At 37.0% G+C, this 23,384-nt stretch carries 11 protein-coding genes; 5 read left to right on the forward strand and 6 right to left on the reverse strand.

Annotated elements, in window-relative coordinates:
• Positions 1 to 41 precede the first annotated feature (41 nt).
• A complete protein-coding gene (locus BUA96_RS10310; protein ID WP_072982787.1) occupies positions 42 to 4,172 on the forward strand; it encodes a hybrid sensor histidine kinase/response regulator transcription factor in 4,131 nt (1,376 codons plus the stop codon).
• Between the two features lie 2 nt (positions 4,173 to 4,174).
• On the opposite strand, the gene BUA96_RS10315 is transcribed toward BUA96_RS10310, so the two are convergent.
• From BUA96_RS10315 to BUA96_RS10335, 5 genes are all read right to left on the reverse strand, one after another.
• A complete protein-coding gene (locus BUA96_RS10315) occupies positions 4,175 to 5,254 on the reverse strand; it encodes an endo-1,4-beta-xylanase (RefSeq protein ID WP_072982788.1) in 1,080 nt (359 codons plus the stop codon).
• An 18-nt stretch (positions 5,255 to 5,272) separates the two neighbouring features.
• Positions 5,273 to 6,724: a vanadium-dependent haloperoxidase gene (locus BUA96_RS10320; RefSeq protein WP_084673127.1), complete on the reverse strand. Its 1,452-nt coding sequence runs from the start codon at positions 6,722 to 6,724 to the stop codon at positions 5,273 to 5,275.
• A gap of 93 nt (positions 6,725 to 6,817) precedes the next feature.
• Positions 6,818 to 10,126 (reverse strand): VCBS repeat-containing protein, encoded by a 3,309-nt coding sequence (locus BUA96_RS10325; RefSeq protein ID WP_233430632.1) that lies wholly within the window; start codon positions 10,124 to 10,126, stop codon positions 6,818 to 6,820.
• A gap of 136 nt (positions 10,127 to 10,262) precedes the next feature.
• On the reverse strand, positions 10,263 to 11,747 hold the full coding sequence (locus tag BUA96_RS10330) for a RagB/SusD family nutrient uptake outer membrane protein (RefSeq protein ID WP_072982791.1): 1,485 nt from the start codon (positions 11,745 to 11,747) through the stop codon (positions 10,263 to 10,265).
• A gap of 13 nt (positions 11,748 to 11,760) precedes the next feature.
• A complete protein-coding gene (locus BUA96_RS10335) occupies positions 11,761 to 14,748 on the reverse strand; it encodes a SusC/RagA family TonB-linked outer membrane protein (RefSeq protein ID WP_072982793.1) in 2,988 nt (995 codons plus the stop codon).
• A 283-nt stretch (positions 14,749 to 15,031) separates the two neighbouring features.
• Between BUA96_RS10335 and BUA96_RS10340 the strand changes: the two genes are divergently transcribed.
• A complete protein-coding gene (locus tag BUA96_RS10340; protein WP_084673118.1) occupies positions 15,032 to 17,131 on the forward strand; it encodes a thioredoxin domain-containing protein in 2,100 nt (699 codons plus the stop codon).
• Between the two features lie 30 nt (positions 17,132 to 17,161).
• Here the strand turns inward: BUA96_RS10340 and BUA96_RS10345 are convergent, their stop codons facing one another.
• Positions 17,162 to 19,108, reverse strand: a complete 1,947-nt coding sequence (locus tag BUA96_RS10345) for a sialate O-acetylesterase (RefSeq protein WP_072982794.1) — start codon at positions 19,106 to 19,108, stop codon at positions 17,162 to 17,164.
• 120 nt (positions 19,109 to 19,228) lie between these two features.
• Between BUA96_RS10345 and BUA96_RS10350 the strand changes: the two genes are divergently transcribed.
• Genes BUA96_RS10350 through uxuA form a run of 3 tightly spaced genes read left to right on the forward strand, consistent with a single transcriptional unit; the run spans position 19,229 to position 23,372 of the window.
• Positions 19,229 to 21,463, forward strand: a complete 2,235-nt coding sequence (locus tag BUA96_RS10350) for an alpha-glucuronidase family glycosyl hydrolase (RefSeq protein WP_317041299.1) — start codon at positions 19,229 to 19,231, stop codon at positions 21,461 to 21,463.
• Position 21,464: 1 nt separating this feature from the next.
• Positions 21,465 to 22,205 (forward strand): SDR family NAD(P)-dependent oxidoreductase, encoded by a 741-nt coding sequence (locus BUA96_RS10355; RefSeq protein WP_072982796.1) that lies wholly within the window; start codon positions 21,465 to 21,467, stop codon positions 22,203 to 22,205.
• The gene (uxuA, locus tag BUA96_RS10360; protein ID WP_072982797.1) at positions 22,206 to 23,372 is read left to right on the forward strand and encodes a mannonate dehydratase; all 1,167 of its coding nucleotides are present in this window, start codon (positions 22,206 to 22,208) and stop codon (positions 23,370 to 23,372) included. It begins immediately after the preceding gene.
• Positions 23,373 to 23,384: the final 12 nt, after the last annotated feature.

Here is a 23,384-nt window from a genome sequence, read left to right on the forward strand (position 1 = left end):
GCGTGGTAATAAGTAGTAGTCATAACAAGTCGGTCATAAATATGATAGATTATTTAAAATATGGATCCTTTATAATTGCGGTCTTAGCATCAATCTCCCTTAAGGCGCAACCAAGCACTAGTGATTATCGATTTACAGAGGTTAAAGATGTACCAGTTAAACGAGCTATAACGGCGATTACCCAAGATAATTATGGTTTTCTATGGTTTAGCACCTATGGTTCTGGACTTTATAAATATGACGGTAGTACGTTTAGTACTTATAAAGAATCTTGGAGTAATAAGCACTCCTTAAATAGTTCCTTAGTACACGTTATTTACAAAGATCAGGATGGCACAATTTGGATCGGTACAGAGAAAGGTCTAAATCGTTATAGACCGGAAACTGATGATTTTGAAAATATAAATTTATCCTCCAGCGATAATTTTAAACCATTAGCCATACATAGTATTGCTAGACTTGATGATTCTACCTTAATCTTGGGATCACATAATAATGGGGTTTATAAATTAAATACAACAACTAATAGATTAAGTACTATTCCATTTGATCATTCATTAGATCGTGATTGGTTACGATTCAATAGTATGAGTGTTGTTGATGACAAACTTTACATTGGTACTTCCTCTGGCCTATTTGAATTGAACAAAAATGGAGCAATTATTAATCGGAGTAAATTCTTAGTTAACAATAAAGAATTTACAATTAAGGCCCACGTGAGTAAATTATTTACTGTTTCTAAAGGTACCCTTTGGATTGGAACTTATAGTGATGGTCTTATTAGACTTAATGTACGGAATCATCAAGCGGATTCCCGAGCACTACATATTACTGACAAGCGGATTTTATCCATTGCTGAAATTGAGCACAACAAACTTTTAATTGGAACTGAAAATGATGGCCTGTTTATATTAGATAGCGCTGGTAAGACCTTAGCTAACTATACTTACAATAAATTTGGTGATAATAGAATACAGTCAAATTCTATTTGGAGTTTATATGTTGATTCAGAACAACGTATATGGATAGGTTATTATAGTGACGGTATTAGCTTTTATGACGCTAATTATGATAAATTCAGAGATATTGAGAGTATTCCTTATAAAAATGAATCCCTACAAAATTCATCAGTTACCGGCATTTTAGAGGATCCAGAGTCTAACTTGTGGATAAGCATGGATGGTGGGGGAATAGATGTCCTTAATCCAAAGAATCAAGAATATACGCACTTAATTGATCCCAATAATTCTGTTGCAAGCGGATTAACCAGTAGTGATATTCAAAACATATTTTTTGACAGTAAAAATAACCTATGGGCAAGTTCTTGGAATTCAGGCATATTTTATCTTGAGAAAGGAGCCTCCAAATTCATTAATTATACTTCAAATGATGGGTTAGCGTCTAGAAGTACAATTTGTTTTGCCGAAGATTCTCAAGGCACTATTTATATAGGAACATTTAATGCCGGATTACAAAGCTATAATCCTAAGACTTCCAAATTTACGCGATTAGACAGTGAAGTATTTAGAAATGCCGGAATTGCAAATTGTGATGTGCGCAAAATACTAATTGATAAAAATGATGTTCTTTGGGTAGGCACTACTAAAGGTTTATTTACCGTAAAAAAAAGAGGAGATGTATATGAGGTAAAATCAAAGAATAAAGCGATGTATGCCACCAGGCAAAGCAATAGTTTACTGTACTATATATTGTCCTTATACATGGATGCACAAAACAATTTATGGATAGGAACTGATGGTGGAGGGTTATGTAAGTATGATGTTAGTTCAAACACCTATCAATGGTTTGAAGAAAAGATTTCAAAACAGACCATATCTTCTATTATAAGTGATTCGGAGGGTATCTTGTGGTTAGCGGGAAATAACGGCATAACCAAATTTAATCCTAAAAATAATGAGGTAATTAATTATACAGTAAATGATGGTTTGCTAGCCAATGATTTTCACAACAATGCTGTATTAAATAGTGGTGATAACCTATTATATTTTGGAAGTTATAATGGAATTAATTTCTTCGATCCAACAAGCTTAAATCTTAATCTGCAACAACCTTTATTGTATTTTTCAGAGCTTCGCCTTTTCAATGAAAAAGTATTACCAAAAAAGGAAAACTCTCCATTAAAGGAAATTTTATTTTCAACTGATGAACTTACTTTAAAATCCGATCAATCTGTTTTCACTATTGAATATGCAGCTATTGATTTCACTAGACCCTCAGATATTAATTATGCTTACCTATTAGAAGGATTTGATAATTCCTGGAATTATGTAGGAACTTCTAAAAGTGCGACGTATACCAACATCCCTCCGGGTAAGTATACCTTTAAAGTACGAGCTGCTAATAATGAGGGCGTTTGGACTCAAAGCCCTATTAGCTTAAAGATCAATATACTATATCCATGGTATAAACAAGGCTGGGCGATCGTAATATATGTAGTTTTAGGTTTAATATTGACATTTATCACTTATAAGATCACCCAAAAAAGACTTGCTGAGAAGCGGCTTATTCAATATGAGCGTGATAAGCGTCAGCAAGAAGAAGAGTTAAACAATAGAAAACTACAGTTCTTTACAAACATCTCTCACGAATTTAGAACTCCGCTAACATTGATAAAAAATCCCATTGAAGACCTAATTACCAATAAGGCCTTCTCTTTTCCTCAGGCCATTGAAGAAAAGCACAAGAGTATTTTTAGAAATACGGAGCGACTTATACGGTTGATCAACGAACTGATGGATTTTAGAAAACTTCAGTTTAATAAAACCCGTTTAAAGGTTGAAAAAATTGCAATCAATGCTTTTTGTGAACAAATTGTTTCACACTTTGAAGAGGAGGCGCATCAGCGAAATATTACACTTAATGTAACGGCAGAACGCGAGGACTTCTATGTCTATGCAGATCCTGGTATGCTTGAAAAAATCATTTTTAATTTACTATCTAATGCATTTAAAGCCACACCAGATGAGGGTATAGTTTCGATTTATTTAAAAACTACCGAAGTTCCTATAATTCTTCCGGAGATTTCTACCCAAACTCCTGTAAACGCAGTTGAAATTCAAGTTCAGGATAGTGGTATTGGAATACCTAAAACAGAAATTAATAAAGTATTCGATCCTTTTTATCAAGTGGAAGGTATGAATAAGCAATATTATGGAGGTACAGGAATTGGCCTTGAGGTCGTTCGTAGTTTCTTAATAATGAATAAGGGTAAAATTGAGGTGGAGAGCGAAGTAAATCTAGGTACTACTTTTAAAATATATCTAGCTTTAGGCAATTCACATTTTACAGCTGAAGAATTGGCTGATACTGTTACTATTCTTCCTAAGCTAGAAAAACCAGAACACCAACGCTCTTTTACCTCAATGGGTAAAGAACAAAACAAATTATCAAGCGATTCCTCAGCTCATAATTTTACTTTGCTTATAGTAGAGGATAATTTTGAATTACGGAAATATCTCAAGGAGGAACTAAAAGACCAGTATCGGATAATCGAAGCCGTTAATGGTCAAGAGGGATTGGACCTCGCTTCAAAAACGATTCCTGATGTTATTCTCACCGATGTATTGATGCCTGCTATGGATGGAGTTACTTTTTGTAAAAAACTTAAAAATGATTTAAAAACCAGCCACATACCTGTTTTGATGCTTACCGCGAAGGCTCAAACTGATGATTGGCTGGCAGGTCTTGATGCTGGAGCGGATGTATATATCAATAAACCCTTTAACATTAAGATTGTACGCTCCCAATTAAAACAACTTATTGAAAGTAGGCAAAAACTTTTTAATAAATACTTTAATGAGCTCAGTAATACTAAATTTAAATCTAACAGTACTTCAGTTGATAAAAGGTTTATTTCGAGGGTGATCACCTATATTTATGACAATATAGATGACCCAAAATTAAATGTTGAGAATCTTGCAGATGAACTCCACTTGAGTCGGAGCCAATTGTATCGTAAAATAAAAGCACTCACCGGTCAAACAGCTAATGAGTTTATTCGCAAAATCCGTCTTGAAAAAGCTAAGGAACTACTTGAACAAGGAGTAGCATCTGTGAGTGAAGTTGGATATAAGGTTGGATTCTCAACTCCATCTTACTTTACACGATGCTTTAAGGCCGAATTTGGAAAACTGCCTACAGAGGTGAAGTAATATCATTCAGCCAATCCCTTTTGAAAGCCATAATACGCAGGCTTAGGCTTGAGCTCTTTATTAAAAATAGTCGGCCAATCATTCAGACCAAAAAATGGATTGATCCAAGTATCACGGTCTGTAAAATCCCAAAATGTGATACCAAATTGCTGCTCTTTGGGAACTTCTTCTCGATAGATTTTTGCTACGATTTCATATTTCTGCGCTTGTTGTTCTAACATTTCCGAAGTTACCACGCTATATATTTGCTCGCCACCGCCGCGGGAATCATCGTGAGTATTAAAAATTATATCCAATTCGGAAAAATGAATTTTAAGTCCTGTTGCGGCCATTTTACGAACACTCTCACGAATGAGTTTTTCTGGTATATCCATTCGTAAATGCATTTGTACACCTAAACCTGTAATGGGTACTTCATCAGCTTTTAGTTCTTCGATCATTCTAAGAACTCCGTTTAATTTTGCTGTATCCCGCTCCAGATTAAAATCATTGTAAAATAAGTCTGCATCAGGATCTGCCTCGTGAGCGTACCTAAATGCGTTCGCGATATATTCCTTTCCTAATTTGTTGTACCAAAGCGTTTCTCTATATGCACCGCCCTGAGTTTCTAAACCTTCATTGACCACATCCCAGGCAGCAACCTTTCCTTTATAACGCCCTACATAATCCTGAATATAAATTTTGAGGAAGTTGCTCAGCCATACACTGTCTTGCGAAGCTTTCTGAAAAACCCAACGTGGAGTTCCCGAATGCCAGACCAGCGTGTGACCAAAAAGGCGTAAATCATTCCTTTGGCTAAAATCTACCAAACTATCTGCCTTCTCCCAGTTGTAAACACTATCTGTGGGAGCAATAGCATACATCTTCATATCTGAGGTAGCCGTAATACTATTAAAGTTTCTAATAATAATATTCCGCAAAGCACTATCTTTTGTTACCTGACTGATCTCGATAGCTCCGCCAATAGGAAAGGAAGCAATTTCTTTGAGTCCCTTATCATCTAATGGTTTTGAAACACAACCAGTTAATAGTGCAAGAATTAAAAAGAGTAATGTTTTAATCATTTGGATGGTATTCTGCATTGCTCAATATTTTTGTTATTAGTTATTTTTTCCAATGTGATAGTTATAAAAATCCCAAACCTTATGTGCTACGTTGCGCCCTAGTTCGAGACCTGCGATATTATCGGACTGAATATGATATCCACCCATAACTCGTGAGATTCCTGCCATTTCTGCTGCTTGGGTAAATGTGGGGAAATCAAGTACAATCGGTTCTCCTAACGCCTGAGGCTCTGTCAAAGCGCCCGGCATTATTTCTACTTGTACATCGAGATAATCATTCCCTGTCCATAATTTTAAAAGCTCAGCGCAGGCTCCGCTAATGGTACTATGACCGGATGTGTAACTAGGAAAGGGAGGGCAAAGAAATGCTGATGGGGAATAAGGTCTCCAGTCTTCACCGTTAATGGTTCCGGTACCTAAACCGGGGCCTTTCCAGCCTTTGATTTCTTTATCTTTAAAATAGTGATGTACCAAAGCAAAAGGTCTGGCGGAGTCGTAGAACATTTTGGAATCCCAGGAAGCTATAAATGCGTCCATAGCAGTGACCTGATTGGCAAAAAACATTTTTACATCTTCATCAAGTATATGATTATCGCGTTGAGATACTTGCTGAGCAAACTTAAGCCAGTGCCCTGCCTGCTGTACAGACTGCGGTCCGTCCCGCATAAACTCAATCAAAGCGCGTTGTTCATCCGTCAGATTTGCCTGTAATTCCACGACCTCTTCAACTTCCTTTTGAAGTCGTTTTGATCCTACTTTGGGCGGTGGTCCCGGTCTAAATTGGTCTGCACTGCTTAGCGCAATGGGTTTGACCAGTTGCCAATAGGGAGTTAAGCATGCCGGCGCAAATTTTTCCCCGGTATCACTAGTAAAATATTTTGGTTGCCAGCGATCGTAATCGTTTAGCTGATCTACCGTATTTACCGGTTTATAGTTTGTATAATCTGAATAAGGTTTCGAAAATCCTTCTACTTCCCCATATTGATTAGAACCATCATTATACCGCGCCTTAATCGTAGCCTGTGCCGCCAGATTGCCTATTCCCGCGGGTGTAGTTGAGTCTAAAGAATCATCATTTGGGTCATACCCCAGATGCAGCATAAATTTTTTAAACTGAAGGCTGTCATAAGGATAGTATTCCCGCAAGGTGTGATACGCCGCATAACTAATCGCCTTTTCTTTATTTGCCCGAGTTTGTTTGTCACCAGGAAATTTATCATAGGCTTCCATATAAACCGGAATGGCTGCATCATTAAAGGCCGACCACGCATCAAAAACAGCCACAAAAACCAAAGCCAAAAATCTGGAGGTAACCGTGGGTCTCGGGGCAATACGGTCAGTATCGTTTGCGGTACCAAGTATTGCCATTTCAGACCATTGATAGGCTACATTTTGATCTTTAATAGCTTCCAGACGGTCTTCAACTTTCATTACCGGAACGTATTCCTGCGCATAAAAAGGAACGCTATAAACCAATAAAACAAGCATTAAAAAACCCGTTTTGCAATTTGAAATATTCATACTATAATCTTAATAAAGAGAATGTAAGGAAATAATATACTTAGTGTGAATCAAACACATTTAATTTTTTTGATCAGCCTCATTCAGTTTTAAAACCTGCAAATAATCTGAGTTCTTCGCCGCCAAAATATAGGACGTCTTCCCAAATTGAAAGGTCCTAAGGTTCTTTACATCCCCCGGTATAAAAACCCCACTTTTTGCAGCACTGAGTGCTTTGAAATTCCCCTTACCATCGCCCGCAAGAAAAATTCCTCGCGATGCATCATTACGTGGGGTTTCAATTTCGGACTGGTAGAGATTACCCGCAAATACTGCATCCAGAAAACCGTCATTATTAAAATCATTTACTACAATTCCATTTACACTAGAAAGTTGTGCTGCTCTAGGCAATTCATGTATCACCATCTTACCATTTCTATTTTCCAGATAAATACTTGCAAATGATTTTACCTGATAATGCAACGAACTGTTTAATAATTTTTCAGAATACACCTCTCCCAGCGTTGCTTCCGAAAAACTCGCGTAATCTTTAAATTTTTGCTTGATACCCGGAATTTGCTGTGATGAGCATTGTCTACCGCGTAAGGGGTATTGCTTACCATCGTTGTAATAGCCCAATACGATATCTTCATTTTCATTGTCGTCAAAGTCTCCTGCATACATATCGAAAGGCTCGTCTTCAGAGGCTTTGTATTTGTAATTCAAGCCATTATTGCCCAGCATATAATCGGTATCGCCATCGCCATCAAAATCGCCCGAAGCGATACTCCACCACCAGCCCGTAGTATCCTGATTTGATAGAATCATCTGGGTAACCTCAACAAAGCCCTTTGTAGTATTTTCAAAAAAACGAATCGGCATCCACTCCCCTACAACAATGATGTCCGGTCTGTTATCTCCATTGAAGTCAGAAACCGCAGCAGCCGTCGCCATGCCTAAGTCTTTGAATTCTTTGGGTTGCAAATCTTTAGCTACTTCAAATTTAGGGTTACCGGGAGTTCCATTATTTTTCAGGAGAAATGAGGAGGCCGGAAGCGGATATTTTCCCGGTGTCTGACGTCCCAGAACAAGTAGATCTTGCTTTCCGTCACCATCAAAATCTTCGGCATACACTTTAGCGCCGCTAATTTGTAAATCAGGCAAAGCGTTTCCTGCTACTGTAAAATTCCCCTTGCCGTCATTGAGGTACAGCCGATCATTGAGCAAATTAGAATTTTTAAAAAATTCGTACCCGCCGCTAACCACATATAAATCCTGATCCCCATCGCCGTCGGCATCAAAAAATGTAGCATCAATGTCTTCGTAGCTTTTGTCCTCGGTAAAAGCGGCTAGGTTTTTTTGACTTATTCCCTGAGAATTCTGAATAAAAAGGGATGCTGTTTGATCTTTAGCAGCTCCTACAAAATAGTCCTGTAACCCATCATTATTAACATCACCCACAGCAAGTGCAGGACCAAATTCAGACATTTTATGAGGTAATAAAACCTGATTTTTAAAGTCATCATAGCTATTTTCTGTATGTAAATAGATTGGAAACAGCTCACCATCGGCCTGAGCAAAAAGTCTGTTTTCATTCGATTTTTGAGTGCTCGTATCTGATTCTGAAGCATTCTTTTCATCAAAAATCAACTCCTGATTTACTGCAACATTCTGGAGTACTTCTTCTTTACCACCAGTCCAAATCACACGGATCTCATCAATGGTCTCTGTATTGTCAAGGCCAAAATACAGCACAGGTGCTACCGAAGATTGAAAACCTCTGGTAAGAGTAAGTTCCTGCATCTGAGTCAAATCCCCTGTTTTAAGATAAACACGATTACCAATACCCATAGCATTAGCAGTTTCACCTTTAAATTTAATTCTTAAATGGTTTGAGCGCTCTGAAGATTTATTCTTAAATATCGAAGCCGGATCGTCAATGTTATTGGTGACCAGTTCTAGATCGCCATCATTATCAAGGTCAGCGTAAATGCCACCGTTTGAAAATCCATTAAAACTTATATTCCAGGAATCATTGGCCTTTTCGAAAGCGTAATCTCCTTTATTTTTAAACATAAAATTGTCGAGCTTTTCTTCAGGAATATTTTGGCTCCAAAATAATAAACTATCCTGAGCGATTCCTCCCTGCTCTTCAATACGGTTGAAATAGTCGTTATCATTAATTTCGCGACGTGTACCGTTTGTAATAAACAAATCTTTAAGACCATCGTTGTCAAAATCAGCAAATAAAGGTCCCCAGCTCCAGTCAGTAGATGAAGTTCCGGTAATACGAGATATGTTGGAAAAATCAGGTATACCTTCCGCATTAAAAACTCCGTTATTCATTTGCATACAATTATGCATGTACTGATAGTGAAATCCTGCATCCACCACGCTCCAGAATAAATCAATATTCATACTAGCCATATTGGCCTTTTTGCGCCGGTTTATCTTAGCATCCATATCCGCCTGAAAGAAATCCAGCAGACCATCATTATTGAAATCGGCAATATCAACTCCCATACCGTAAAAGGCGGTTTGTGCGGTAGCCTCTTTAATGACTTCAGTAAATGTGCCGTCGCCTTTATTGAGAAACATCATATCGGGTGAGTTGAAATCGCTTGATACATAAATATCAGGCCAGCCATCATTGTTTAAATCTCCTATAGTGGCACTAAGGGAAAGACTATAGGATCTCAGACCGGCTTTATCGGTTACATCTACAAAGCCATTGGTAGTATTTTCGTAGAGGTGATCTGTCTGCAGGTCTGAAGGATCGCGCATATACTGCTCATAAACCCAAGTTGGTGAACTGAATTTAGTAGGCGGATAATTAGCCTGATACATATCTAAATCGCCGTCTTTATCGTAGTCAAAAAAGGTGGCCTGTATACTACTACCTTTATCAGCCAAACCATATTCAGCAGCACTTTCTGTAAAGGTATTATCCTGATTATTGATGAATAACTGGTTGGTGCGCGGTTCAAACTTTCCGCTTACAGAGCAGTATATATCAAGATAACCATCACCATTGACATCTGCCATAGTCACACCCGTGTACCAGCGTTCATCCCCGGCTATTCCTGCAGGGATCGTAATATCTTCAAAGTGTAAATTACCTTTATTCAGATACAGTTTATTCTGCACCTGATTTCCGGTAAAATACAGATCTATAAGTCCATCATTATTGATGTCTCCAGCTGCAACGCCACCTCCCATATAAATATAATTGTAGGTGAAATAGTTAAGCGAATCATTTTCGGTCAAGGCGTTTATAAATGAGATTCCAGTAGTTTCTGCACTGAGGCTTTCAAAGACTTTAAAATCGGTATCAAACTCCGGAGTTTGATTTTTCTCAGTCTCTGCACAAGAACATATAAACTGGGCCACTAGGCCGATAATCAAAATCTTTGATATAATCTGTATTCTAATAATCATACGTCTAAGGGGTCAAAAAAATATAATTTATATAAACAAAGAAGCAACACTAAGAGATAGTGTTGCTTCAATGGAAAACCAATTCAAATTAATAACCAGGATTCTGATCTTCCTGATTAATTGCATCATTGGCACTAATTTCCCGATCAGGAATAGGCCAAAGTTCATGTTTACCTTGTTGGAAACCGGTTCCTGCAAGTTCCGTACTTGCGATACCCCATCTAATAATATCATCAAATCGAACCTGTTCGCCCGCTAGTTCTACTTTTCGCTCGTGAACAATGGCATCAAAAACTTGTTGCTGACTAAGGTTATCAGCTATAGGATTGAGTTCTGCACGCTCTCTTACACGGTTGATAAGAGTAATAGCTTCTGGAGTACGGCTAGTTTCATTTGCTGCCTCAGCTTTCATCAATAATACATCTGCATAACGAATCACTTTGAAATTAATCCCAGATTCCTGCTCTTCGGCAGTACGTCGGTAGTAGTTTTGATACTTTCTCCATCCAGCAGGACGAATTCCTGCAGTCGTCGATAAATCACTTGCTACAATAACACCCTCTCCATTATTATAAGTATCCCCTTCAAAATAAAAGTTTTCTTCTAATCGAATATCTCCTTCTTCATATTCTTCTAATAAATCCAGAGACGGATAGACATTAAACCAGTCTAAGACACCGTAATCTTGACCTCTAAATGTAGATTCATTAAAGCCTTGAGCGCTCACATTGGAATCCCATTTATTGGCTGTACCTATAGCCCGATCAAATTCAATTTCAAAAAGAGACTCAATACCATGTTCAGTTTCTTCTTTGAAATTATCAAAATAATTATCTTCTAGATCATAACCGACAATATCATCAAACGCATCATATGCAAGATCGTATTGTTTTTGAAACAGTAGAGCCTTACCTAGATAGGCTAAAGCAGCACCTTTAGTTGCGCGTCCATTTAACTCCTCGCCTCTCTCAAACAAATTTTCTGCTGCAAAACGAAAATCTTCAATGATCTGAGCAAAAACTTCGTCACGTGTAGCTCGTGGTATGCCTTCTGAACTTTCAGGTAGTCCGGAAAACAATGGAACTCCGCCAAAACGGGTCGCCAGTAAATAGTAATAGTGGCCTCTTAAAAAACGAGCCTCGGCGATATACTTGTTTTTCAGTCGCTCTGACATTATGGATTCTGGTATTTCATTTATGCGTTCTATATTTGAGATTACAAAATTTGCTTTGTTTATTCCTTTAAAACAGCTGTCCCAAAAGTCAGCAATTTCCGTATTACTAGAATCAAATGTAAATCTGCTATAGGTCAATTTATTAGCTTCCTGCTGTGGGTTAGGGCTATTATCTTGCCCCATATTATCATACATGTAAAATAAAAGCCTACTGTAAAGAGCATTGGTTTGATTCTGAGCATAGGAGGCGTTTACTGCAGACCTTAATTGTTCTTCATTTGTAAAAAATGTTTCAGGACTCAAGGCGTTGGGATTTACAAGTTCCAAGTTACTCTCATCGCAAGACTGTGTCATCACAAATACAAGGGCAAAAAGTGCGTAAATTTTATAGTTTTTCATAATTTCTTTTTTTTTAAAATGATACGTCCAAACCTAATAGCATCGATACAGGTTGAGGATAGTCTCCGCGATCAAAACCAACTTCTCCTGCTCTACTTACTACCTCAGGATCTAGACCAGAATAATTTGTTAGTGTTATCAAGTTTTGGCCACTTAGATAGACTCTCAATCTCTGAATAAAGTCAATAGTTCCTTCTTCAAATGTATACCCAACACTGATGTTTTTCAGACGCATGAAAGAACCATCTTCAACAAACCTATCCGAGGCTACTACATTCTGTGGTGCCCCATCATAACGTGGTATAGAATTCGATGGATTTGTTGGAGTCCAACGATCTAAAACCTCCACCCCAGCATTAAATAATCGGGTCATACCTTGTAAATCGTAGATATTTGTATTGTATATATCATTACCTGTAACCCCATTTATAAATAAATTGAAGTCAAAGTTTTTGTAACGTGCATCAAAATTTAAACCGTAGGTTAAATCAGGATAAGGGTTACCTATAATCTGTCGATCAGCAGAGTTGATAGTACCATCATTATTGGTGTCTATATAACGTATATCACCAGGTTGTACAACGTTCTGTTCTGGATTAGCTGTAAAAACAGCATCAACTTCAGCTTGATTCTGGTAAATACCATCAGTTACAAGACCATAAAAATGGAATAAAGGTTCACCGGGTTCAGCTCTTATAATTCGCTCTCCTTCAAAACCATCAAAGAAAAATTGTTCAGAGCTCCCTCCAAGATTTAATACTTTATTGGAACTGGTTCCCAGGTTTAAATTTACAGACCAAGTAAAATCCCCCTCATAATCATTATATCCTAATGCCAATTCTACTCCTTGTGTTTCAACAGAACCGGCATTCGAAGCAAAGGTAGAAGAGCTGTATCCAAAAGAAAGCGGTAGCTGTATATCTACCAATAATTCATCACTTCGGTTTTTATAGTATTCAAGTGATGCTGTAAATTGATTATTAAAAGCCCCAAAATCTAGACCTACATTCAACATACTGGTTTCCTCCCATTTTAAATCTGGATTAGCAAGACCATTTGGGGTAGTTCCAATTGCTGCCTGACCATCAATTGGATACACGAAATCACTAAATAATGTTGTTGAATATCTATAATCGGCTATGCGGTCACTACCAGTTATACCATAACTACCTCTAAGTTTTAATGTGCCTATTTCACTGTCGCTCATAAACTCTTCACCCGCTATATTCCAGCCTGCCGAAAAAGCAGGAAAATTTCCCCATCGATTATTGGCTCCAAATCGGGAGGAAGCATCACGTCTAAAAGATGCTGATAAAATGTATCTATTATCATAATCATAATTTACGCGTGCGAGGTAACTTAAACGGTTATTTTCAAAAGTTGAACTCCCAGCCGATTGCTGCTCACTACCTAATTCTTTGATATCATTTGATATGGTATTACGGGCTTCAGCACTAAAATTTTCAGTTTTACTAGTATATCGTTCTGCCAACGCCAAAACTTCAAGATTATGGACATCATCAAAGGTCTTATTATAAGTAATACTGTTATCAAAAGTAATGGCTTGACCTCGAGTACTTCCTCTTAATGCAAAGGCGAAATTTTGGAAATGCGTCGCGCCGATATTATCATCGTTATAAGCAGGTGTAAATTGGTTAGTTAATCCGTCAAAAAAGTCAAGACCTACCTGAGATCTGAAGCTTAGCCCATCCAATATTTCATATTCGGCATATATATTTCCAATTACAGAGACATTTCTAGTTTCAAAATCACTGAGTGTTTGTACTCGAACAGGGTTTTCGGCGTCCTGGCCATCAGCAGCGCTATTCGGCCCTTGGAAACCTCCCAAGTTATTCGGATTGTAAATATTTAAATATGGAGCAACCTTGATGGCGTGTTCAATAAGTGAGCGACCACCACTTTCTAAAATAGGCTTGGTTTTGCTAAAAGCAACAGACATGGTTTCTCCAATTTTGAATTTACCTGCCTTGTATTCAGAATTAGCTCTAAAAGCCAATCTTTCAAAACCTGAATTAATCACAGCTCCTTCCTGATCCTGATAGTTTGCAGAAAAACGATAAGTACCGTGTTCATTACCTCCAGCATACGCTACGTTATAATTTTGAATGAGACCTGATTCAAAAATAGCGTCTTGAAAGTCGGTATAATTGTTTAAGAAATCTGCCGGCCTATCAATGGTTGTACCTATTTCATTAGCAAATTGTAAATATTGCTCGGTATTTAGTGTATTATAGCGCTTATAAATTGTTTGAAATCCTGAGTATGCACTTACACTGAGGGTTCCGCGACCTGACTTACCTTTTTTAGTAGTTACCAAAACAACCCCGTTAGATCCCAAAGATCCATATAATGCAGTAGTTGAGGCATCCTTTAAAATGGAATATGATTCAATGTCTGATGGACTAATACCGGAAAGGTTCCCTACAATAACCCCATCTACAACATATAAAGGGTCATTATTACCAAAGGTGCCTAAACCTCTAATACGTACATTAGGGGTGGTACCTGGAGCACCAGCATTTGTCACAGTAACCCCAGGTGCTCTACCTTGCAGGGCCTGTTCTGCATTTGTTACAGGTAAAGCTTCAACGGCTTCAGATCCCACCGTTGAGATAGCTCCAGTAACTTTAGTTCTACTTTGAGAACCATAGGCAACTACTACGACATCCTCTAAAGCTTGTGCCGACTCTTGAAGCGTTATATTAAAGGTAGTTTGGCTACCCACTGTAATTTGCTGTTCTTCGAATCCAACATAACTAATTAGTAGTACATCTGAAGCACTAACTCCATCAATAGCGAATTGGCCGTCAAAGTCAGTTGAAGCACCTTTTGTGGTACCTATAACTGCCACTGAGGCTCCCGGCAAAGGCAAACCTGTTGGATCTTTAACAACTCCTGTTACAGTCATCGTTTGGCTATATCCAGAATAACCTACAAAAAGGATTAACAGGGTTAAATAAATGAATCTAATTTTATTCATATTGCAAAAATTTTGAATTAAAAGCTGGTTTTAAAATGAGACTAAGCATAAATACATCGATTTCGTGAGTGAATCAAATTTGACTTAATATCACAAATGTATTTGGTGTTCAGCACATTACCCTACAACAAATGAAGCAACCTATATCATTATTGTTGCAAATAGCAATATGTACATTCAATTATTGAAGATAATTGAATTTTTAGATAGATTAATTTTGCTTATCTAATATAAACAGAATAATTTTTGAATATTTTTAAAATTTATTCGCAATTTCATTGCTATGATACCTTTCCTAAAATCGTTTGTATTCTATTTTTTCTCCCTACTACTCTTTGGTGGATGTATAGATCACGCTCAACAAACTAAAACATTTAAACACACCAATTCTTTAGTTGGAGAAACCAGTCCATACCTCTTAAAACATGCGCATAATCCTGTTGATTGGCAACCTTGGAATGATTCGATATTTGATCAGGCCAAATTGGAAAATAAACTTATCATAATCAGTATCGGCTATTCATCGTGTCACTGGTGTTCAGTAATGGAAGAAGAAACATTTTCTGATGATTCCATAGCTGATTTTATGAATGCTAACTTTGTGAATGTAAAGGTAGATCGAGAGGAGCGTCCAGATATCGATCAACTCTATATGACTGCGTTACAATTGATGAATGGTTCAGGGGGCTGGCCTTTAAATATTATAGTATTACCTAACGGCCAACCTCTATATGGTGGAACGTATCACACCAAAGAAAATTGGCTAAGCTCTCTTAAGCTAATTGACAGTTTGTATAAAAAAGATCCGATCAACGCTAATAACTATGCTCGACAAGTAACCGCAAGAATCAAAGAACTTAATCAGTATGCTATCCGCAATACCTTAACATCGAATTATTCTCCTGAGGTTTTCAATGAGCTTATAAGCAAATGGCAAGTGAAATGGGATTTTTATAATGGCGGAATTCAAGGGAGTCAAAAATTTATGTTACCTGTTAACTTAAATTTTTTATTGGATCACGGCATACTCACTAAGGATCAAAATATTTTAGATTTCGTTGAATTGACTTTAGATCAAATAATGTCGAAAGGTGTAAATGACCATATAGATGGAGGATTTTACAGGTATTCGACTGACAAACATTGGATCACACCACATTTTGAAAAGATGTTGTATGACAATGCTCAAATGGTAAGTGTTTATGCTAAAGCATATCAATACTTTCGCAAGCCTCAATATAAAGATGTTCTGGAACAGACCTTAAATTTTCTTACAACTAAGTTAAAAACTCAAGAAGATGTATTTCAATCTTCAATCGATGCAGAAACTGATGGAATAGAAGGTTTATACTACACGATTACTGATGACCAAATCAAGAAATATGTAACTGTTAGACCTGATCTTTTTATGGACTATTTCCAAATCAATAATCAGAAGAGAAACGGTTCTATCAGATTTCATCTATACCAAGATCAACCCGATTCTCTATTTATTGTAAGCCATAAAATGGAGTTGAGAAAATTAACTGAACTTAAAGATCAATGGCGACAAAACATATTAAAACTCAGAGCTCAAAATGAACAGCCTGCTAAAGATGATAAAATCATTATATCGTGGAATGCGCTAACTATAGAGGCTTTTGTTGATGCGTATTTAGCTAGCAAGAATCAGCATTATTTGCAACAAGCCGAATCAACTTTCAAGACTTTAATGCGAACGGCTTATTTCAATGAAGATCTAATACATTCCTATAAAAAAAATAGCAGTAAGATTAGAGGCTTTTTAGACGACTATAGTTTTATGATTGCGGCTTGCTTAAAACTATATAAGGCAACAGGATCTCAAGAATATGCAGTCCAAGCATTGCATCTCACCAATCGGGTTAATGAAATTTTTAGTAGTGCAGATTCTCCCTTTTTTAAATATTCCAGCTCTGATGAATTGATAGCACCAATTATAAAGACTAATGATGATGTACTCCCTTCTGGAAATTCTGTTATGGCTCATAATCTTTTCATATTATCTCACCTCTTCTATCAAGATGAATTTGAACATCAAGCTAAAAAGATGCTTGAAGGGATGAATGAGCATATAATTTCAGAGCCTGGATCCTATCCCCTGTGGTTATCATTATATCAAAATCACGTTTATCCATATTATGATATTGCTATATCGGGCGAAAACAGCGAAAACCTGAGTTTTGAAATGATAAACTTAAACATTCCCAATTCTTTGATTGTTTTCAACAACACTCAAAATGAGGTTCCTATATTTGAAGATAGGTGGCAACCAAAGGAAACGCTAATATACATATGTGAACAGCGCAGTTGTAAGTTTCCAGTTAAAACAATATCAGAAGCCAAAAGCTTGATGAATTTTTAAAGGTTTGAAATTCGTGTATTAAGATATTTGTTAATCAGAATCATTTCTGAAAGGTGCAGCCGGTAGTCCTTCTTCATTAAATATATTAGCAGTATCCGGGTTGTCTGCCCAGGCATAACGAATAAATTGTGGATGAATCACTTTAGGACTTTTTAAAATAACGCAATCCTTAACTAATTCAGCCTTTGCCCAGTAAAATTTGCGGTCCTTACCTGCGATCGCAAAGCCTCTTGGATGTTCTCCTTGAATCACTAAATTAGAGCCAAATGTGTTGAAATGAACCTGAATTTGATCCTTCTCCACTATAACAGAATCAATCCTAGGGCTTTGATAGATAACGTCTTCCTTATAAACGATGTTTTTTGCTGCCAAGGCTAACCTATGGCCTACATCTTTTTTATTAAGCGGATGAATATCATTCCATTCTCCTATATCAATAGTTACTGCAATGGCCGTATGATCGAGATCCAAAACCGATTGTTGTGCTTCGCGCATGACGGCCCAATCACTTTCTGTTGGTTCATCATTGGATTGAAGGTAATTTGCAAGTTGCACCACAAAAAATGGTAAATTATCATCATTCCAGTCCTCTCTCCATTTTGCTATAAGTGTTTTTATCAATGTATCGTACTCATCAGCATTATCAACATTGGATTCTCCTTGATACCACAATACACCTGAAAATCTGTACCGAATCAATGGATGTATCATAGCATTGTATAGACCACTAGCCTTCCAGCGTATAAAAGTCTGAGGTCTTAATGGGTGTAATTCAGCTCCCAGTTTATAGCGCCATGCTCCCACTAAGTCGACTTCATTTCCATCAGCAAATTGTAGATTATATTGCTTATCGTCAACAAATCCTCCTTGTCCCCTTTCATTTATAACCTTAATTATAATAGTATTTGTAGATTCTAGTACATCCTCAGGAATAGTATAAATTCTTGGGGGATATTGATATGTCGTATTACCGATAAAACGCCCATTTACAAATACTGAGTCTGCATCCACAATACGGCCTAGATTTAACGTAGCTTTTTGTCCTTTATGATTATTGTCCAGTTTAAATCGCTTGTGGAACCATACTACTCCGTTTTTATTGCCTAAAGAAGTATTGGACCAATAGTCAGGTATATTGATAGTATTCCATTGGGTCGAATCAATGTTTCCTAATTTCCAATTTTGTTTTATTCCAAGATCTTTTTGATTTAAATCAGCATACCAATTCTGAATGCGGTTTTGATCACTTTGAATAATACTATCTCTAAATTCTTGATTTTGATAATTTTTAGCCTCTTCAAATGCCAAAGGGTATGGAGCTAGATCATCTAAACTTAACCAAGATTCAATTGGAGAGCCTCCTAGACTAGAGTTTATAATACCTACAGGAACGTTTTGGTCTTGATGAATTTCCTTCGAAAAAAAATAGGACACTGCGGCAATTTCATCAATAGAATTTTCATCCAACTTTAACCATTGACCTCCAGATAAGGTATCACGAGGAGCTGAAAATTCATATTCCTTTGGTACTTCAAAATAACGAATGTTGGGATAGTTGGCATTTTGAATTTCATCTTGATAAAGCGGTGCTACTCGGCGCATAGGTAATTCCATATTAGACTGACCAGAACATAAATACACATCCCCCAAAAGAATGTCTTTAATTATAATTTGCTCATCTTTAGAAGTTATAGATATCTGATATGGACCAGGATCATTCGGTGTATTAAAATTTGCTATCCAAATTCCTTTATCTCCTGTAGTCACCGTTTTTGTACTATTTAGAAAAGTAATACTTATCAAGGTATTCGTATCGGAATATCCCCAAATGGCAACATTGGTATTACGCTGTAAAATCATTCCGTCGCTTATGAGCTTAGGCAATCTAATATTGGCCTCAAGTCCTTGTAGGGTTACTATAAAGAAAAATATTAAAATAACATAGAGTTGTTTAGTCTTCTGTTGTTCTGTTGTCATAATAGTAATGTTTAGATACTAAGGATATTTTAATACCATTGACTTAATCCAAGATCAAGATGCATTTTGTCTAATATAGTTATGGTCTATTGTACTATATGTTATCAAAAATAACTAAATTTGACAGAATTAAAACAATTTGCAGAAAACATTATTATAAAAACGAAATCGTTATCGCTCGTTACTCACCTAATCTTAAAACCTATGCCAAAATTCAGTTTTCTTCTATTATTATTGCTTTTTAATCTAGGAAACGCACAAAATACAAGGAATTTATGGTTGCAATATGACCTAGTTACAGACCCTGTAGTACTGAGAACTTACAAAGAACAGTTAAATGCTGTAGACATAAGATCAGCCGCACTAAATAAGCAAGTAATTCAGGATGAATTACAAACGGGAATCTTATCTATGCTTGGTAAGCATCTATCATTTACTTCTTCTAATGCTGAAGTGGTAATTGCAAAGCTTAAAGATTTAGACGCTAATGAAAAACAGCAAGTATCTAAAACTCCTAAATTAGAATCTGATGGCTATATTATAAAAACTATTCCTAAAGGCTCTAAGGATGTAATTCTTATCTCGGGCCTATCTGATAATTCATTATTATATGGAACTTTTCATTTTCTTAGGTTGCTTCAACTGCACGAATCCTTAAGCGATTTAGACTTAGTTGAAAATCCAAAGCTTAGTATAAGGATATTAAATCATTGGGATAATTTGGATCGTACTGTTGAGCGAGGCTACGCTGGGTTCTCCATTTGGGATTGGCATCATTTACCTGGTTTAATCAAAAAAGAATATATTGAATACGCTCGCGCGAATGCTTCAATAGGTCTGAACGGAACCGTCTTAAACAATGTAAATGCAAGCGCATATATCTTACAAGATGAATATTTAGACAAAGTTAAGGCACTAGCTGATGTGTTTAGACCATACGGTATCAAAGTGTATTTAACAGCAAGGTTTTCTGCACCTATAGAAATAGGAGGCTTAGATACTGCAGATCCATTATCAAGTGAAGTTCAGCGTTGGTGGAAAGACAAAGCAGATGAAATTTACAATTTAATTCCAGATTTTGGAGGATTTTTAGTCAAAGCAAATTCAGAAGGTCAACCTGGTCCGAATAATTATGGGCGATCTCACGTAGAAGGAGCGAATATGTTGGCTGATGCGCTAGCACCACACCAGGGCGTTGTTATGTGGCGGGCTTTTGTCTATTCAGACGAAAAACCTGAGGACAGGGCAAAACAGGCTTATACTGAGTTTATTCCATTTGACGGCGAATTTAAAGACAATGTACTCCTTCAGGTAAAAAATGGTCCTATTGATTTTCAGCCAAGAGAGCCATTTCATCCTTTGTTCAGTGGTATGCAAAAGACACCATTAATGATGGAATTCCAAATTACTCAAGAATATTTAGGAGGTATGTCGCATTTGGTTTTTTTACCTCAATTATTTGAAGAAACATTACAGTCCGACACTTTTATAAAAGGTAAAAACAGTACGGTTTCGAAAGTATTAGTTGGTGACTTAAGCGGCCAAAAAGTAACAGGAATTGCAGGGGTATCCAATATTGGCACCGCACGTAATTGGACGGGACACCCCTTTGCACAAGCCAATTGGTTTGGTTTTGGCCGCCTAGCTTGGAACCCTGATCTATCAGCCAAAGCTATTGCTGAAGAATGGTTAAAAATGACTTTTTCAACCGACCCTGATTTTGTTGAACCAATGAGCACGTTACTCTTAAATTCTAGAGAGGCGGTTGTAAATTATATGACTCCTTTAGGATTGCATCATATTATGGCCGAAGGGCATCATCAGGGCCCAGGGCCTTGGGTTGATGGTTTAGCACGAGAAGATTGGACCTCTGTTTATTATCACAAAGCAGACAGCTTGGGACTAGGATTTGATCGTACAGCATCAGGAAGTGATGCTTTATCTCAATATGGGACTGAGATTGAGAAAGCCTATTCAAAAATAGAAACAACACCAGAAAAATATTTGCTTTGGTTTCATCACGTCCCTTGGGATTATAAATTAAAGAATGGACATTCTCTCTGGTATAATCTTGCTAGACATTATCAGGATGGGGTTCTGAAAGTTGAGGATATGATTAGTACTTGGGAGCAAATGCAACCTTATGTTGATGAATACGTTTTTCGTCAAACGCAAATGCTTTTAAACATACAATTGAAAGAGTCTAAATGGTGGCGAGATGCTTGTTTGTTATATTTTCAACAATTTTCAAATATGGAGATGCCCGCATTTATTCCTCATGCAAAACACGCTCTTGATTATTATAAATCTATCCAGAGACCTTATGCTCCTGGCATTAAACCTTCGTGGGACTAATATGAGAAAAAAAATAGCACTTATTACTGGAGGAAATTCCGGACTTGGTTTTGCTACTGCAAAAAAATTCTGTGACGAAAATATCATTACCTATATCATCGGTAGAACCTATGATAAAACTGAAAAAGCACAAACGCAATTAGGCCCTAATGCCAGATCTTATATTTTAGACCTGTCTGAGCTGGAAAAAATTCCTTCTGCTGTCAAGCAAATTGCCGAGGAAGCAGGTGGCATTGATATTTTAGTAAACAATGCAGGAATAAATATGAAAAAAAATTTTCTAGAAGTAGAAGATCAGGAATTTCAGAGTATCATTCATACCAACCTAACCAGTGTTTTTGTAATAACGAGAGAGGTGACCAAAGTGATGAAAGAGCAAAACTCAGGCAGTATTATTAACATCAGTTCCATGGCAGCAAAATATGGAATTCCTAAGGTTGTGGCGTATACTGCTAGCAAAGCTGCCATCGAAGGAATGACGCGATCTATGGCGGTTGACCTTGCCCCGTATGGTATACGTGTGAATTGTGTAGCTCCTGGTTTTATCAAAACAAAAATGTCAAGTAAAGCTTTGGATAGCGATCCTGAGCGAAAAAACAAAGTATTGAATAGAACACCGATGGCCAAACTAGGTGATCCTGAAGACATTGCTGATACTGTCTTTTATTATGCCTCAAATATGTCAAAATTTACCACCGGCACTATACTATGTGTAGATGGTGGCAACTCAATTGGATTTTAAATGGAAAGTTTTATTATCAAAACGATGCGCTGGTATGGTGAGCGAGATCTTTTAAGTTTAGCGGACTTAAAACAAGCAGGTATCACTGGCATTGTTACAGCATTACATCATATTCCCGTAGGCGATATTTGGACTTCTGAAGCCATCAAAGAGACAAAGGATCGTATTGAAGGTGCAGGATTAGTTTGGGAAGTTGTTGAAAGTCTACCCGTTCATGAAAATATTAAAAAACGTACCGGAAACTTCCAAGAGCTCATTGAAAATTACAAGTTAAGTATAGAGAATCTTGCTAAACAAGGTATTCATACTATCACTTTCAACTTTATGCCAATTTTGGATTGGGTACGCACCGATCATCGTCATCTAACCAATACTGGAGCATCAGTTTTAAAATTTGATCCAATAAAACTTCGCATTTTTGATTTGTACATTTTGAAAAGGCCTAATGCGGAATTGGATTATAGTGTCTTACAAATAACGCAAGCAAAACAAAGCTTCGAAAACTACACGGACAAAGAAATAGTTCAATTAAAAAAAAATGTTTTGTTAGGTCTTCCTGGTAGTACTGAAGATTTTACTACTCAAGAGTTATTAATGCAATTAGAGGACTATAAAACCATAGATAAAACCAAACTTAGAGAACACTTAATTTCCTTTTTAAAGGCCATTACACCTACCGCCGATGATGTAGGATCGAAATTAGCCATCCACCCCGATGATCCGCCATTTTCCGTTTTAGGACTCCCCAGAATTGTCAGTAACCTTACTGACTTAGAATTTATTTTTTCATCCATAGAATCTATGGCCTGTGGACTTTGCTATTGCACAGGATCCTTGGGTTCTCATTCAGAAAATCAATTGATAGAGATATATGATAAATTCAAAGAGCGGATACATTTCTTACACTTAAGAAATGTAAAAAAATTTGAGGATGGAACTTTTTTAGAGGCAGATCATTTAGAAGGTGATGTTCCTATGAAAAGTATTATGCAATGTATAATTGATTACACTTCACATACTGGTATTAAAATACCTATGCGACCTGACCATGGTTATCTCCATAGCTTAGAAGAACATAAGAATTACTATGCGGGGTACTCCTTTATAGGACGCCTAAAAGGGCTAGCAGAACTAACCGGTCTTGAACTAGGTCTGCACGATTTTTAAATCCAATTTCCA

The sequence above is a fragment of the Leeuwenhoekiella palythoae genome, from assembly GCF_900130045.1.
Taxonomy (GTDB): Bacteria; Bacteroidota; Bacteroidia; order Flavobacteriales; family Flavobacteriaceae; genus Leeuwenhoekiella; species Leeuwenhoekiella palythoae.

Excerpts from the sequence above, each read along its gene's own strand:
- BUA96_RS10340 (WP_084673118.1), top strand. The coding sequence starts at position 15,032 with ATGATACCTTTCCTAAAATCGTTTGTATTCTATTTTTTCTCCCTACTA.
- BUA96_RS10330 (WP_072982791.1), bottom strand. The coding sequence starts at position 11,747 with ATGAAAAACTATAAAATTTACGCACTTTTTGCCCTTGTATTTGTGATG.
- uxuA (WP_072982797.1), top strand. The coding sequence starts at position 22,206 with ATGGAAAGTTTTATTATCAAAACGATGCGCTGGTATGGTGAGCGAGAT.
- BUA96_RS10345 (WP_072982794.1), bottom strand. The coding sequence starts at position 19,108 with ATGACAACAGAACAACAGAAGACTAAACAACTCTATGTTATTTTAATA.
- BUA96_RS10320 (WP_084673127.1), bottom strand. The coding sequence starts at position 6,724 with ATGCTTGTTTTATTGGTTTATAGCGTTCCTTTTTATGCGCAGGAATAC.
- BUA96_RS10315 (WP_072982788.1), bottom strand. The coding sequence starts at position 5,254 with ATGCAGAATACCATCCAAATGATTAAAACATTACTCTTTTTAATTCTT.
- BUA96_RS10310 (WP_072982787.1), top strand. The coding sequence starts at position 42 with ATGATAGATTATTTAAAATATGGATCCTTTATAATTGCGGTCTTAGCA.
- BUA96_RS10355 (WP_072982796.1), top strand. The coding sequence starts at position 21,465 with ATGAGAAAAAAAATAGCACTTATTACTGGAGGAAATTCCGGACTTGGT.
- BUA96_RS10335 (WP_072982793.1), bottom strand. The coding sequence starts at position 14,748 with ATGAATAAAATTAGATTCATTTATTTAACCCTGTTAATCCTTTTTGTA.